10 protein-coding genes are annotated in these 14493 nt (G+C 75.2%); 7 read left to right on the forward strand and 3 right to left on the reverse strand.

Annotated features, from left to right (window positions below; all coding sequences use genetic code 11):
- Positions 1-22: 22 nt before the first annotated feature.
- On the reverse strand, positions 23-1060 hold the full coding sequence (locus AB0927_RS26545) for a lactonase family protein (protein ID WP_366670300.1): 1038 nt from the start codon (positions 1058-1060) through the stop codon (positions 23-25).
- Positions 1061-1309: 249 nt separating this feature from the next.
- Positions 1310-2803, reverse strand: a complete 1494-nt coding sequence (locus AB0927_RS26550) for an FUSC family protein (RefSeq protein ID WP_366670226.1) — start codon at positions 2801-2803, stop codon at positions 1310-1312.
- A 249-nt stretch (positions 2804-3052) separates the two neighbouring features.
- Here AB0927_RS26550 and AB0927_RS26555 point away from each other — a divergent pair, with 249 nt between their 5' ends.
- The 3 genes from AB0927_RS26555 to AB0927_RS26565 all read left to right on the forward strand — a co-directional run bounded on the left by AB0927_RS26555 (position 3053) and on the right by AB0927_RS26565 (position 5799).
- A complete protein-coding gene (locus tag AB0927_RS26555; RefSeq protein WP_366670227.1) occupies positions 3053-3529 on the forward strand; it encodes an Lrp/AsnC family transcriptional regulator in 477 nt (158 codons plus the stop codon).
- A gap of 19 nt (positions 3530-3548) precedes the next feature.
- On the forward strand, positions 3549-4244 hold the full coding sequence (locus AB0927_RS26560; protein ID WP_366670228.1) for an HAD family phosphatase: 696 nt from the start codon (positions 3549-3551) through the stop codon (positions 4242-4244).
- Positions 4245-4326: 82 nt separating this feature from the next.
- Positions 4327-5799: an MFS transporter gene (locus AB0927_RS26565; RefSeq protein WP_366670229.1), complete on the forward strand. Its 1473-nt coding sequence runs from the start codon at positions 4327-4329 to the stop codon at positions 5797-5799.
- A gap of 60 nt (positions 5800-5859) precedes the next feature.
- Here the strand turns inward: AB0927_RS26565 and AB0927_RS26570 are convergent, their stop codons facing one another.
- Positions 5860-6672: a LysR family substrate-binding domain-containing protein gene (locus AB0927_RS26570; protein WP_366670230.1), complete on the reverse strand. Its 813-nt coding sequence runs from the start codon at positions 6670-6672 to the stop codon at positions 5860-5862.
- A gap of 109 nt (positions 6673-6781) precedes the next feature.
- On the opposite strand from AB0927_RS26570, the gene AB0927_RS26575 reads away from it, so the two are divergent.
- The 4 genes from AB0927_RS26575 (at position 6782) to AB0927_RS26590 (ending at position 14489) form a co-directional block, all read left to right on the forward strand.
- Positions 6782-7186 (forward strand): DUF5997 family protein, encoded by a 405-nt coding sequence (locus AB0927_RS26575; protein ID WP_366670231.1) that lies wholly within the window; start codon positions 6782-6784, stop codon positions 7184-7186.
- 115 nt (positions 7187-7301) lie between these two features.
- Positions 7302-8156 carry a DUF4132 domain-containing protein gene (locus AB0927_RS26580; RefSeq protein WP_366670232.1) on the forward strand — a complete coding sequence of 285 codons (855 nt, stop codon included), beginning with the start codon at positions 7302-7304 and terminating at the stop codon, positions 8154-8156.
- Positions 8153-13153, forward strand: a complete 5001-nt coding sequence (locus tag AB0927_RS26585) for a hypothetical protein (protein WP_366670233.1) — start codon at positions 8153-8155, stop codon at positions 13151-13153. Before AB0927_RS26580 ends, AB0927_RS26585 begins: the two co-directional genes overlap by 4 nt.
- 166 nt (positions 13154-13319) lie before the next feature.
- A complete protein-coding gene (locus tag AB0927_RS26590) occupies positions 13320-14489 on the forward strand; it encodes an AAA family ATPase (RefSeq protein WP_366670234.1) in 1170 nt (389 codons plus the stop codon).
- The last annotated feature ends 4 nt before the right edge of the window (positions 14490-14493 follow it).

Here is a 14493-nt window from a genome sequence, read left to right on the forward strand (position 1 = left end):
GCGGATGCGGTGTCCGCCGCGCTTACCCGAAGACGACGCAGGAGGCCGCGGCGACCTGCACCGAGCCGTCGTAGCGCGGCATGCCGGTCGCCTCGTCCACGGCGAACCAGCTGACGTCGCCGGAGCGCTCGTTGGCCACGTAGAGGTAGCCGTCCCGCTCGGCCAGGGCGCGGGGCCAATGGCCGCCGCAGGGCACGGTGCCGAGCGGTCTGAGGCCGTCCGCCTCGACGGCGAGCACCGACAGGACGTCCTCGCCGCGGGTCGCGGCCCACACGAAGCGGCCGTCGGGGGCGACGACGATCCCCGAGGGGTAGGCGTCGCCGGCCGGGGCGCCCGGCAGCAGGGGGACCTCGGTGAGCGGCTTCAGGGAGCCGGCCGAGGCGTCCCAGCGGCACACGGTCACCGTCGGGGTGAGTTCGTTGACGACGTAGGCGTGCTCGCCGTCGGGGTGGAAGGCCAGGTGACGGGGGCCTGAGCCGGGCCGCAGCGCGCACTCGCGGTGCAGGGCCGGGGCGCCGGCCTCCAGGGTGCACACCCGCACCGAGTCGGTGCCGAGGTCGACGCTCACCGCCCAGCGGCCGCTCGGGTCCGGCTGCACCTGGTGGGCGTGCGGGCCGCGCTGGCGGCGGTCGTGCGGGCCGGAGCCGGTGTGCTGGAGCCGGCCGGAGGGCTTCGCGTCGAGGGTGCCGTCCGGGCGCAGCGGTACGGCGGTGACGCTGCCGCTGCCGTAGTTGGCGGTGAGCACGTGCCCCGCGTACAGGCTCAGGTGGGTGGGCCCGCTGCCGTCCACCGGCACGGGCGGCCCGGCGAGTTCCGGGCGGCCGCCGTCGACACGGTAGGCCGCGACGGCGCCCTCGGCGGTCTCGCTGACCGCGTAGAGCAGGTCGCCGCCCGGGGAGAGGGCCAGGTAGGAGGGGTCCGGTACGTCGTTGACGGCGGCGACCAGCGTGAGCGCGCCGCCCTCCGCCGCGACCTCGGCGGTCACCAGACCGGGCCCGCCCGCCGCCGTGAACGAACCGATGAACGCCCGCCGTCCGCCCGTCCTGCCGCCACCCTGCACCACCGCTGACCCCTCTCGTTCGACCCCGTCACGGCCCGACGGTAGCAGCCGGTCCACTCCGGTCTAGACCAAGAGGGCGGCGTGGGACCGGAGTTCCTCATTCCGGTTGTGGCGTCCCGCGCGGGCGGGCCGAGGCCGGACCGGGGGATCGCCCGCCGGTCGCGGTTCCCCGGCGGCCGGAGCACCGCCACCGGCCACGACGGGCCCGTACCCGCGGCGCTCCCGCCGGTACCCCGGCGCCGCCAGGCGTCACACCCCCACCAGCCGCGACCCCGCCGGCGCGCGCAGCGGCTCCGCGAGCGCGGCGAGCGCGTGCTCCAGGCCGTGCACATGGGCCAGCGCAGGCGACGCCGGAGCCTCGGCGGCAGCGGACGCCGGCCCGGCGGATCCTCCCGTCAGCGCCTCGACCGCCGACTCCACCCGCCGGCACGCCGCGGCCAGACGCGCGTCGTGCGAGGCCTCCGGGTCCGCCGCGACGGCGGCCAGGCCCCGGATCTCGCGGGCACAGTCGTCGAGCAGCTCCAGCACCCTGCGGGCCCGCCGCTTGCGGGCCCGCAACGGGTTCAGCGGATGCACCAGCGGCGCCACCGACAGCCGCACCCGGCCGAGGAGCTGCTCCAGCTCGGCCATCCGCACCGCGGGGTCGGCCGTCGCTGAGCCCGCGAGCCGTGCCGCCGCCTCCGCCGTGCAGGCGTGCACGCACCGCAGGGCCCGCTGGATCCACGCGTCCGTCGTGGCGTGCGTGGTGACCGGCAGCAGGAGCAGCACCGCGAGCGCGGCGCCGAGCGCCCCCACCGCGGTCTCGCCGAGCCGCAGGGCCAGCAGCCCGGGGGTGAGGACGCCGAGAAGGCCGTACAGCAGTTCCGCGAGGACCGTCACCCAGAGCATCATCCAGGTGTAGGAGACGGCGGCGGAGTAGAAGATGCCGAAGACGGCGACCGCGAGCAGCACGGCCGTCGGCACGGGCGCACCGTGCAGGGGGACGGCGACGAGGAAGCCCAGGCCGACGCCGATCAGCGTGCCGAGGACCCGGCGGAAGCCCCGTACCAGCGTCTCGCCGCGCGAGGCGGTGTTGACGAAGACCCACCAGGTGGCGCCGACCGCCCAGTACCACCGCTGGCCGGACACCAGCTCGCCCACGACCAGCGCGAAGCCCGCGCCCGCGACCGCCTGCACCGCCTGGCGCGTGGTCACCCGGGCGAGCCCGGCACCGGCGGGCAGCGGCGCGGGGGCGGCGACCGGGGGCAGGCGGCGCTCGTAGCACCACAGCCCGAAGCGCACGACGGCCGCGCTGAGCACCGACAGCAGCACGGCGGCGGACAGCTCGGGCAGCCGGCCGGGGGTGGCGTGCAGGAACTGGGCCGTGAAGAACATCATGAACGCGAACACGCCGAGGCTGTGCCCCCGCGGCCCCCAGCGGCGCGCGTACACGCCGGCGCCGACGACGGCGAGGAAGGCGAGGTCCCGCGCGACCGGGTACGGGTGCAGCGCGGCCGCGGCCGCGAGCACCGGCAGGCCCACGACCGGCAGCAGCGCGGTGGTGATCCGCTGCCCGCGCACGGTGGGGTCGGCCACGGTGAACAGGGCGAGCAGCGCGGCGAGGCCGCCGGTGACCGCGCCGACGACGGACTGCCCGACGAGCAGGCAGACCACCACGGCGAGCCCGATGCCGAGGACGGCCCGCGACGCCCAGCGCGACCGCGCCCGCCCCGGGTCCGGAGCCACGAACATCTTCTTCAGCACTGCTGCCCTCCCCAAGGGACACCTTGGAACACCAAGGAAGCCGGAAAACAAAAGGCGCCGCGGGGATCCGCAGCGCCATCGACCCGTCCATAAGAGCATCCTCCGCCGCACTGGCTCAAGTGATGCCCGATTCACTGGACCAATGGCCCACCGAAAGCCCTTGTCGCGAACGTCCGGCGGATCCAACGGCGCAGGTCCAGGGGTACACGGGTCCGAGCGGGTACTGGGCCATTGGTACAGTCGTACGTCATGGCCGTGGACGAACTCGACACCCGCATCCTGCGGCTGCTCCTGGAGCAGCCGCGTACCAGCGTGCGCGAGTACGCCCGCGTCCTCGGCATCGCACGCGGCACGCTCCAGGCCCGGCTGGACCGCATGGAGCGTGACGGTGTGATCACCGGCACGGGTCCCTCCCTCTCCCCCGCCGCCCTGGACCACCCGGTGCTGGCGTTCGTGCACATCGAGGTCACCCAGGGCCACCTGGACGACGTCGGGGACGCGCTGGCGGCCGTGCCGGAGATCGTGGAGGCCTTCTCGATCACGGGCGGCGGGGATCTGCTCGCCCGGGTGGTGGGCCGGGACAACGCCCATCTGGAGGACGTCATCCAGAAGCTGATCAGCCTGCCGGGCGTGGTGCGCACCCGCACCGAGGTGGCGCTGCGCGAGCGCGTCCCCTACCGGCTGGGGCCCCTGGTGGAGTCGGTGGGCCGCGCCGCCCGCGCCTGACCCCGGCATGCTGGAGCGCATGAGCGATCTCGGCGCCCTCGCGGTCATCTTCGATCTCGACGGAACGCTCGTGGACAGCGAGCCGAACTACTACGAGGCGAGCCGGCGGGCCCTGGCCGAGTACGGCGTGCCGGGCTACACCTGGGGGGACCACGAGAGCTACGTCGGCATCAGCATGCCCGAGACCGTCCTGCTCTGGCGACAGCGCTACGGCCTGCGCGCCCCGGCCGCGGAGCTGCTGGCCGCGGCCGACCGGCGCTATCTGGAGCTGGCCCGCGACCGCACCCGGGTGTACCCCGAGATGCGCGCCTTCCTGGAGCTGCTGGCCGCCGACGGCGTACCGACGGCGGTGGCCTCGGGTTCCACCCCCGAGGCCGTGTCCGCGGTCCTGACCGCCACCGACCTCCAGGGTCTCCTCCGCGTGGTGGTCTCGGCGGCCGACGTGCGGTGCGGAAAGCCCGCGCCGGACACGTTCCTGGAGGCCGCCCGGCGGCTCGGCGCCGATCCGCGCGACTGCGTGGTCCTGGAGGACGCGGCCCCGGGCGCGGCCGCGGCCCACGCCGCCGGGATGCGCTGCATCGCCGTCCCGTACGTCGCCGGACAGGCCGACGAACCCGGCTTCGGCACGGCGAGCCTGCTGCTGCGCGGCGGGCAGCGGGAGTTCACGGCACGGTCGGCGTACGCGTGGCTCCGGGAGACCACGAAAGACCCGTAAGCCTTGTCCAGGGACATGAACCGACGCGCCGGGTGTTCCTCTCTTACCCGCTCAAGGCCCGGCCGCTGCTTAGCGTGGCCCCATGACCATGGACATGGCCCGGCCGGCCGACGACCGGCGCTGGCAGGCGCTCTGGGTCTGTCTGACGGCGGGCTTCATGACGCTGCTCGACAGCTCGATCGTGAACGTCGCCCTCCCCTCGATGGAACGCGGCCTCGGCGCCGGCACGGCCGCCCTGTCCTGGGTCGTCTCGGGCTACGCGCTCACCTTCGGACTCGCCCTCGTGCCCGCCGGGCGGCTCGGGGACCTGCGCGGGCGGCGGACCGTCTTCCTGTTCGGGCTCGCCCTGTTCACGCTGACCTCGGCGGCCTGCGGGCTGGCGTCCGACGCCGGCTGGCTGGTGTTCTTCCGGCTGTCGCAGGGCGTGGCCGCGGGCATCCTGGCACCGCAGACCACGGGGCTGATCCAGCAGATGTTCCGGGGCCCCGAGCGGGCGCGGGCGTTCGGCATGCTGGGCAGCGTCGTCGGGCTGTCCACCGCGATCGGCCCGACCGCCGGCGGACTGCTGATCCATCTGTTCGGCACCGACGACGGCTGGCGCTGGGTCTTCTACGTCAACCTGCCGATCGGCGTCGCCGCCTTCTGCGCGGCGCTGCGGCTGCTGCCGCGCACCCCGCCCGCGACCGGCAGGCGGGAGGGCATCGACCTGACCGGTGTGCTGCTGCTGGGCACCGGCGTGCTCGCGCTGATGCTGCCCCTGGTGCAGGAGCAGCAGTGGACGGGGCGGCTGAAGTGGGCGCTGCTGCCGGTGGCCGCGCTGCTGCTCGCCGGGTTCTGGGCGTGGGAGCGGTGGCAGGGGTGGTGGGGCCAGGCGCCGCTGCTGGACCTGCGGCTGTTCGCCCAGCGGTCCTTCTCGCTCGGCGTGCTGCTGAACCTGGTCTACTTCGCGGGTTTCACCACGCTCTTCTTCGTCTACACGCTGTTCCTCCAGAACGGCGTGGGCTACACCGCGCTCGCGGCCGGGTTCTCCTCGCTGCCGTTCGCGTGCGGTTCGGCGATCGGCGCGGCCGTGAGCGGCCGGCTCGTCGTGCGCCACGGGCGCAAGCTGGTGATCGCCGGTCTCGGCGTGGTGGCGCTGAGCCTGCTCGCGGTGGTCGCGGCGGTGCAGCTGGTGCCGGGGCGGGGCGTGGCCTGGGCGGCGGCACTGCCCCTGTTCGTCGCGGGCCTCGGCTCGGGCATCACCGTCTCCCCCAACACCACGCTCACCCTGGCGAGCGTTCCCGTGCGGCGCGCGGGGGCGGCGGGCGGGGTGCTGGTGACCGCCCAGCGCATCGGCTCGGCCGCGGGGATCGCCGCCGTGGGCAGCGTGTACTTCGCCCATCTGGCCAACCACGGCAGCCCCGCGGGCGCGCTCCAGCTGGGCCTGCTGTCGGCCGTGGGCATCATCGCCGTCGCCCTGGTCCTCGCGGTGGCCGACCTTCGGGAACGGCAGGTGGAGCCGGTGGGCGCGGTGCGGGGCGCGGCGCGGCCGGAGGAGCACGATCCGGCGGCTTGAGAGGGTTTCGACCGGCGCCGGCGGCCAAGGCCGCCTCGTCCGGTGCCGGAACCAGGCGGCTTACGAGTGCCGCCGCGGCTTCCCGCGCTTCGCCGCCGGCTTGGCCCCGCCCGTGCGGGCCCGCTGGCCCCGGCCGCCCGACGACTTGGCGGCGGGCTTCTGCCGGGTCCCGGACTGCCCGGCGCCGCGGGGCTTCTTGTCGGGCTGGGACTTGCCCGCCGACCCGGCCGTACGGCCCTCCTTCGTACCGCCGCCGTCCGCCGGGCGCCCCCGCGTGCTGTTGACCGTGCGGCCCCGGACGATGCCGATGAAGTCCTCGACCAGGTCGGTGGTGGCCTCCTGGGGCCAGGACAGGGCGACACCGGACTGGGGCGCGTCGGTCACCGGGCGGTAGGTGAGGTCGCGGCGGTGGTGGAGGCGGGCCAGGGACTGCGGGACGACGAGGAGGCCGACGTTCGCCGCGACCAGCTCGATCGCGTCCTGGGTCGTCGCGGGCCGTTCGAACGCGGGTTCGCCGGGCGGCTGCTCCCAGTCGAAGACGTCGTCGAGGGGGTGGAAGAGCACCTCGTCGGCGAGGTCGGCCAGGGTGACCTCGTCGGCGGCCGTGATCACGTGGTCCTTGGGGACGACGACCACACTGGTCTCGGTGTAGAGGGGGATCGCGCTGAAGAAGTCGCGGTCGACGGGCAGTCGTACGAGACCCGCGTCGGCCTCGCCCGCGCGCAGCAGCTCCGGCGCCTCGGCGGCGGGGACCTGGACCAGGGTGAGCGGGATGCCGGGCAGGCGTTCGTGCCAGACCTTCACCCATTTGGCGGGCGTCACTCCGGGGACGTACGCGAGCCGGAACGACGGTGTTTCCTCCGAGCCTGTCACCAGGCCAGGTTACCGGCCGTCGCCGCACCCGTGTTCACCGGCCGTGATCCCCCTCGTCCGCCCCGGCTCGTGGTCGGCCCCCGGGCGCACGGCCGATACCCTTGTCCTCATGAAGTCGCAGCAGAGCACCCAGACGATGAAGCCCGCGACCGCGGCGAAGAAGCTGGGTGTGTACCTCCCCGCCACCCCCGCCTCCTTCCAGGAGGGTGTGGTCTCGCGCGCCGAGCTGAACGAGCTCCAGGCCAACCCGCCGCAGTGGCTGCGCGAGCTGCGAGGCAACGGTCCGCACCCGCGTCCGGTGGTCGCCGAGAAGCTCGGCGTGTCCATCGCCGGTCTGGCGCGCGGCGGGGTCACCGAGGCGCTGACCACGGAGCAGATCGATTCGCTCAAGCAGGAGCGGCCCGAGTGGCTCCAGAAGGAGCAGGCCACCCAGGCCGAGGTCCGCAAGGAAGCGGCTCGCATCAAGAACCTGAAGCGGCAGAAGGCTGCCGCCGAGGACTCCGCCCAGGGCTGACCGCCCGCCCCGTCCACGGCCCTCTCCCCAGCGCCCTCCGCCCGCCGGAGGGCGTTGTCAGTGGTCGCCCCTAGAGTTCCCGTCACTTGATCACTTCGGTGCGGGGAGGCACGTGATGGGGTGGGTGTCGGCCGGTGACTACGAGGTCGCCCTCGACGGCGGAAAGGTGGTGTGCCGCAACGCGTCCGGGCGACGGCTGAAGTCGGTGCCGCCGAAGATCGCGGACGATCCGGCGGTCGTCGGCCTGAAGCAGCTCGTCGAGTGGCTGGAGCGGCACGAGAAGCAGTGCCTGGCCGATGCCGAGCGGTGGATGGTCCGCTCGCTGCCGGTGCCGTTGGACGTGATCACCGGTGTGTGGCCGGATCCCGCCTGGCAGTCCGCGCTGCGCGACCTCGTCGTCACCGGCGCCGACGGAGCGGTCGCCGGATTCCTGCGCGACGCCGACCCCGAGCGGGGCCTCGGCCTCGTGGACCTCGACGGCGACACCGTCCGCATCGCCCCCGAGCTGGTCCGCATCCCGCACCCCGTACTCCTCGAAGACCTGGAGGAGCTGCGGGAGTTCGCGGTGGAGCTGGGCGTCGAGCAGCGCGCCCAGCAGCTGTTCCGCGAGGTCTGGCACCGCCCGGCCGCCCCCGACGCCAAGGCGACGCAGATCGAGGAGTACGCGGGCGGCGTCTTCAAGGAGCTGCGCTTCCTGCACGGCCGGACCGCCCAGCTCGGCTACCGCGTGCGCGGCGGCTACGCGGTGTGCTCCGTGGTGGAGGACGGCCGCGCCGTCGAGGCCCGCGTCTGGATCGGTGACTACGACGGCTATGCGCGCACCGAGACCGGCCCGCTGGCCTGGTCCGAGCCCGGCGGCCGGGTGCTGAGGCTGGACCAGGTCGGGTCGGTGGCCTGGTCGGAGGGCATGCGCATGGCGGCGGCGCTGTACGCGGGGCGGGACATCGAGGACGAGGAGCGGGCGGCATGACGTACGACGAGACCACGGTCACCGGGCTGCTGGACGCCGGCGCCGTACTGCCGCCGGGCAGCACCGCGCGCGAGGACGCCGACAGCCTGACGGTGCGCACGTACACGCATCCCGCGCTGGACGAGCGCCGGGTGGTCCGGCTGGTGCCGGGCACCCTGGGCGAGGCCGAGGACCTGGCGCTGGAGTTCCTGGGCCTGGCCCGCGAGCCCGAGGCGCCGGAGGTCGGGCAGGTGCGCCGGGAGACGCTGGGCTTCCCGGCCTGGGCGCTGGTCCACGACCCGGCGAACGGGCATCACGCGCTCGCCCTGGTGAAGGACGTCGAGCGGCTGGCCCGGCAGGCCAAGTCCCGTCCGGGCACCGCCAAGGAGGGCTTCGAGACGCTGGGCGAGCGGCTGGGGCGGGCGGTGCCGCACTTCCTGCCGACGTTCTACGAGCAGGCCGCGCGGGTCTTCCTGGAGCACGAGAACACCACGTACGCGGCGGCGTTCTTCGGCAAGGCCCGCGAGGCCGAGCGGGTGCACGCGCTGGCGGTGGACGAGGAGCGGCGGCGCGCGGTGTTCCTGGAGTTCGCCTTCGCCGGGGCGCTGACCGTCAAGGCCCTCAAGGAGTACGTCAAGGACCTCGCCGCGCGGCTCGAACCGGCCACCGCGTGGGCGCAGTTCCGGCGGCTGACCGTGGAGCGCTGCGCCGCCGGCATGCCTCCGTACGCCTCGCTGCCGCAGGACGCGCGCGGGCTGATCAAGGCGGCGGGCCTGGACCGGGTGACCGAAGAGTGCGCGCTGGTCGCCGAGTTGATCGCCTCCCCGGCCGCGGTGCGCGCCCCCCGGTCCTTCTGGACCGCCTACCGCGCGGTCCTGCCGGTGCTCGCCGAGCGCCGGCCCGAGACCCGGACGCGGCTGCTGGAGATCATGCCGGCCGGGCTCGGCCGGGACGTCGAGGACGACGAGTTCTGGCTGGCGCTGCTCGCGGAGACGGGGGCCGAGCGGCTGCTGACCGAGCCGGCGGCGGCCGCGGCGCACGGGGTCGATCCGGCGGACTGGCTGAGCCGTTGGGCGTCCTTCCGCAAGCACGGCGGGTCGTACTCGCGGCGCTCGCCGGGCACTCTCGCGCTGGTCGAGCGGATGACGCCGGGGCTGGTCGCCGCCGGGCGCCCGGTGAGCCTGTTCGCGGGCGGCTGGCACGCGGGCGCCGACCTGGACCTGCTCGACCTGTGTCTGACGGAGGGCATCGCGCTCACGGTGCCGGGCAGCGGCGAGCGGATGTTCCTGCCGCTGGCCGACTGGCTGACGGACACCCGGCAGGGCGCGCGTGACCTGGCGGCGGTGGCGGCCGACCCGCAGCTGCGGCGGCTGCTGCACACGGCCCTGGGGCCGGTCGGCGGCCATGCGCACTCCACGCGGATGCTGGACACGATCGCCGGGCACCCGGTCCTCCGCGAGGTGCTGCGGGAGTGGCTGGAGGAGGCCGCCGACGCCTTCACGGACGCGGTGGGCCTGCCCGGCGCCCAGCAGGCGCTCCACCGGCTGAGCCCCTTCCGGGGGATCGCCCCGGAGGTCAACCCCGAGGCCGTGGCCCAGGTCGCCGGACACCCGACGGCCCCGGTGCTCGCGCGTACGCTGCGCGCCGGCATCCTGGACGAACTGGGCTGGGCCGCCCTGGACGAGGCGATGGCCGTGCTCGACGCGCAGACCCGCGTCCGGCTGCCGGGGAACCGGCAGGCCGACTCGATCTCCGTGCACGAGGCATGGCCGGCCCTGATCGTCTCGCGCGGCCACAAGGCCATCGTGGTCGGCCCGGACAAGGTGCTCCTCGACCACGACCTGCGGCTGCCGCAGGACCTGGACCGCTGGCAGCAGCCCCGGTTCCGTTACGTGGACGGCGAGTTGCTCGTGATGTGGCGGCAGGGCAGCAAGCAGTTCGGCTACTGGTCGGCCCGGCCCGCCGCGGTGTTCGAACTCGGCGGCGAGCAGCTCCCCTCCTGGTGGAACCCGAACGAGTCGCTCGTCCCCTCGATCCCGCTGCCGGGCGGCGGCCGCGCGAGCGGCGGCAAGGCGCTGCACGCCGGTGACACCGTCCTGCCGCCGACGCGCGGCCTCCTCGGTGACGGCAGCACCTGCTGGCGCCAGGGCAGGGACGGCCGGCGGACGGTGTGGCTGGAGTACGACCCGGCCACCGGAACCCACGGCCGCGCCTCCCTGCCCGCACTGCTGCGCGCGGGCATCCGCGAGGACGCCGAGCTGCTGACCGAGCGCTGCGAGGTGCTGCCGCTCCAGCCCGGCCTGGAGGACAGCCCGTTCGGGACCGACGGCACCGTGCTCGGACACTGGGTGCGCGCGCAGGGCGAGGGCGACGGCAAGCTGCGCACCGCGGGCACGCCGGACGGGCGGACCGTGTCGGTGCCGGCGGCCGCCACCCAGCCGGAGGGCATACCGGTGGGCGCGCTGCGGCTGCCCGGCGGCGCCGAGCCGGTCGTCGTGGACAGGTTCCGCGGCATCGGGCTGATGACCCTGGGCGGCGACGGGTCCGGCCCCGGCGAACTGGGGCGGGTGACCCCCCAGGGCCAGGGCGGGGAGTTCGCCGCGGGCACCCGCTTCGTGCCCCCGCTGCCCTTCTGGCACGCCCTGCGCCCGCGCGACACCGAGGGCTCGGCCGTGCTGCGCGCCCTGTCCGACGAGCGGACCGCCGAGGTGCTGCGGATGGCCGCCGAGGCACTGGAGGAACGGCAGGAGGCGCTGGCCCGCGCCGGGGACGACGAGCAGGCCAGGGCCGCCGTGCCGAGCGCGGACCAGGTCGTCCGGCAGACCGTGGCCCGCGCCCTGCCGGGACTGACCGACGCACGACTGCTCATCGGCGTCGCCGCGCTGGTCAGGTCGGCGCTGCGGATCACGGACTCGGCGACCGCCTTCGCCCGTCCCCGGCAGGAGCGGCCGCGGCCGCCGCGCAACCGGACCGAGGGCATGTTCGCCGACTACCGCCCCGCGCACGGCGACGACCACAGCGTGTACGAGGCCGTCTCCGGGCTCGGGCCCCTGCACGGCTGGTGGCAGCGGGAGGTGTGGAACGCGCTGCGCCAGATCCGGTCGGTGAACCAGGTGCTGTCCGGCCACCCGGCCGACGGCAAGCCGCTGCCCGAGGGGAAGCGGCTCGGCGCCCTCACGGACGGCTGGGACAGCGAGGAGTTCACCGTCCCGGACATCGGAATGACATGGCCGTCGGTACTGGGCTCGCTGCGCGCGCTGGCCTACCGGGCCGCCTCGCCCGCCCTGACCGACGCCCAACGGGAGCCGCTGCTCCTGCTGTTCGAGGCCCTCGCCGAAGGACCGCTCGCCGAACCCGGCGGGACGGTTAGGCAGTTGGTCCTCACCGAGCCGCACGACAGGCAGCGGCGCGCCGGACAGGTGCTGCGCCGCGCGGGTCGCACGGTGGTGATCCTCGGCTGCCAGAACATCGACACCCAGCGGGGCCGCGTCAACTGGCTGGCGCTGGACCACGATCCGAGCGGCACGTTCGGCGCGGTCGCCCACTTCACGCTGAACCACGAGGTCCGGTACGACACCACGATCAGCGCCGGGGACCTGACCGCGCTGACCCGCCTGGTCCGGGAGAAGGGCGCCGCGCCCTGGACGGCCGGGGCACCCGAGGCGCTGGTCACGGCGAGCGGCGGCGGCCTCGGCCCCGTACAGGCCGCCGTCCTGCTCGCCGGCCAGCCCCAGGACATCGGGGCCGAGGGCCTGGCCGTGATCGGACTCAAGCCCAGGCAGCGGAAGTTCGGCGACGCCCTGCTGCGCGGCCTCGGCGCGGAGCCGCGCACGGCACTGCTGGGCGCGCTCCTGCCCGCTGACCCGGCCGCGCTGTGGTCGACCGGCCCGGACGCCGACGCCGCGGGCCGGGTGTGGGCCGAGCGGCTCGGCTCGCTGGTGCGCGTGTCCGAGGACATCAGGACCGAACTGACCGGACTCCCCGTCGGACACGCCGAGGAGGTGCTCAACCCGGCCCGCACCCCGTGGCTGAGCCGCACCACGGTCCTGCGGCCGGACAAGGACGGCAACCTCGTCCCCGAGGACCCGGCGGCGATGCCGTCCGGACGCGGCCTGGCGGACGCCGTCGACGGGCTCGCCGCCCTCGCCTACGGCCTGCCCCACGGTCACCCGCTGCGCTCCGCGCTGCCGGCCGGACTCGCCGCCGTACGCCACCGGCTGACCGACCCCGAGCTGATGCTCGGCCTCGGTGTCGAGCGGACGGAGAAGGGCACCCCGACCGCGGCCGAGCTGCGCAAGGCGTACGGGCTGCCCGCGACCGGCGGCGCCGACGCGCACGGCCTGACCCGGGTGGGCGAGGCGATCGTGCTGCGCCCCTGGTACCAGGACGTGGAGACGGTCCTGATCCGGCCGGCCGGGCTCGACGGGCCTGACGACGCCGTGTTCGGGCTGCTGGAGGGGCTGGTCGGACCGCACCAGGGGCGGCCCCTGAAGGCCGTACGCACGCTGCTCGGCGAGGAGTTGGGCCGCGCGGTCGCGGTCGGCGCGGAGGGCCTCTCGGGGTATGCGCAGGACCCGGCCCGCAGTGTGCCCGCGCTGGTCGCCGAGGTGGCGGAGGCGCACGGGCTGGGCGAGGACGCGGCCGTGCTCTACCTCCAGTTGCTCGCCCTGCCCGATCCGACGGACCGCAACCGCGCCCGCTGGACCGGCTGGCGGCCGGCCCGGCTGAAGAAGGCCCGCGCCGAGCTGGCCGCGACGGACCTGGTGGTCGAGGCCAAACGGCCGCGCGCCGGGCGGACGTTGTTCCTGCCGTGCGGCTGGCGCGACCTGAAGTCGCCCGCGCTGCCGGTGGAGACCTGGAAGGAGGGCCTGTACCCGGTGCCCCCGCACCAGCGCGCGGTGCCGCTGCTTCCGGTGCCGGAACTGTTCGCCCGCGCCTGGGACCGCGTCCGGGCGGGCGATGCCCCGGCGTACGAGGAGCTGCGGACCCGGGCGACCCGGCGGGGGAGGCGGCGGTGAGCGGCGCCGCCGGACGGTACGGCGGGGTCTCCCGCGACCGGGGCGTCCTGGTCGCCGGGCATCCCGTTGCCGGCTCGGTCCGTCCCGCCCACCGCTCGCCCTCCGCCGGCGCCCTCGCCCCATCCGCTTCCCTTTCCACCCGTACCTCCCTGAAGGACTCCCGCCGATGACGACCGTCCTCGCCCCCGACACCACCCGCCAGATCGTCCCGCCCGAGGACCGGTACGCCGCCGAGCTGGCCTTCCTCGCGGCGTACGACGCCGGTCCGCGGCCGCCCGCCTGGCGGCTCACGCCCCGTGCGGTGGTCACCTTCGTGATGGGCAGCGGCGGGCAGGCGCTGCGTCTGCCCGAGGACGCCGAGGTGCCGAAGGGGGCGCCGCGGCGGCTGGAGATCAGCGGCAAGTTCGTCGGCGACCGCGCGCTGGTGGAGCGGTGCGTCGTCACGCTCGCCGGGGAGCGGGGCCTGCTGCTCGTCGGCGAGCCCGGCACCGCCAAGTCCATGCTGTCGGAGCTGCTGTCCGCCGCCGTGTGCGGAACCAGCGGGCTGGTCGTGCAGGGCACGGCGGGTACCACCGAGGACCAGCTCAAGTACGGCTGGAACTACGCCCTGCTGCTCGCGCAGGGCCCCAGCAGGACGGCGCTGGTGCCGTCGCCGGTGCTCACCGCGATGACCCGGGGCGCGGTCGCCCGCGTCGAGGAAGTCACCCGGTGTCTGCCCGAAGTGCAGGACGCCCTGGTGTCGTTGCTGTCGGAGCGGCGCATCGCGATCCCCGAACTCGCGGGCGGCGAGGACGCGTTGGCGCACGCCGCGCCGGGCTTCAACCTCATCGCCACCGCCAACCTGCGGGACAAGGGCGTCTCCGAGATGTCGGCCGCGCTCAAGCGCCGCTTCAACTTCGAGACGGTCGGCCCCATCGGGGACCTCGACGCCGAGACCGCGCTGGTCCGCGGGCAGGCGCGGACGTCGGTGGAACGGGCGGGCGCGCCCTTCCAGGTCGACGACGCGGTCCTGGAGGCCCTGCTCACCGTGTTCCGCGACCTCAGGGAGGGCCGTTCGGCGGAGGGCTGGGAGGTGGAGCGGCCGTCCACGGTGATGAGCACCGCGGAGGCCGTCTCCGTGGCAGGCGCGCTGGGGCTGGCCGCCGCGTACTTCCCGGGGGACCGTGACGTCCTCGGGCTGCTGCCGGGCCATCTGCTCGGTGTCGTACGCAAGGACGATCCGGCGGACGCGGCACGGCTGCGCGGCTACTGGGACGGGCCGGTCCGGCGCCGCGCCGAACAGGGCTCCGCCACCTGGCGCACCCTGTGGGACCTGCGCACGGTCCTGGAGGGCTGACGGC

This window comes from Streptomyces sp. NPDC048106, from assembly GCF_040706415.1.
Classification (GTDB): domain Bacteria; phylum Actinomycetota; class Actinomycetes; order Streptomycetales; family Streptomycetaceae; genus Streptomyces.

Excerpts from the sequence above, each read along its gene's own strand:
- AB0927_RS26555 (WP_366670227.1), top strand. The coding sequence starts at position 3,053 with ATGGCCGTGGACGAACTCGACACCCGCATCCTGCGGCTGCTCCTGGAG.
- AB0927_RS26560 (WP_366670228.1), top strand. The coding sequence starts at position 3,549 with ATGAGCGATCTCGGCGCCCTCGCGGTCATCTTCGATCTCGACGGAACG.
- AB0927_RS26565 (WP_366670229.1), top strand. The coding sequence starts at position 4,327 with ATGACCATGGACATGGCCCGGCCGGCCGACGACCGGCGCTGGCAGGCG.
- AB0927_RS26575 (WP_366670231.1), top strand. The coding sequence starts at position 6,782 with ATGAAGTCGCAGCAGAGCACCCAGACGATGAAGCCCGCGACCGCGGCG.
- AB0927_RS26580 (WP_366670232.1), top strand. The coding sequence starts at position 7,302 with ATGGGGTGGGTGTCGGCCGGTGACTACGAGGTCGCCCTCGACGGCGGA.
- AB0927_RS26585 (WP_366670233.1), top strand. The coding sequence starts at position 8,153 with ATGACGTACGACGAGACCACGGTCACCGGGCTGCTGGACGCCGGCGCC.
- AB0927_RS26590 (WP_366670234.1), top strand. The coding sequence starts at position 13,320 with ATGACGACCGTCCTCGCCCCCGACACCACCCGCCAGATCGTCCCGCCC.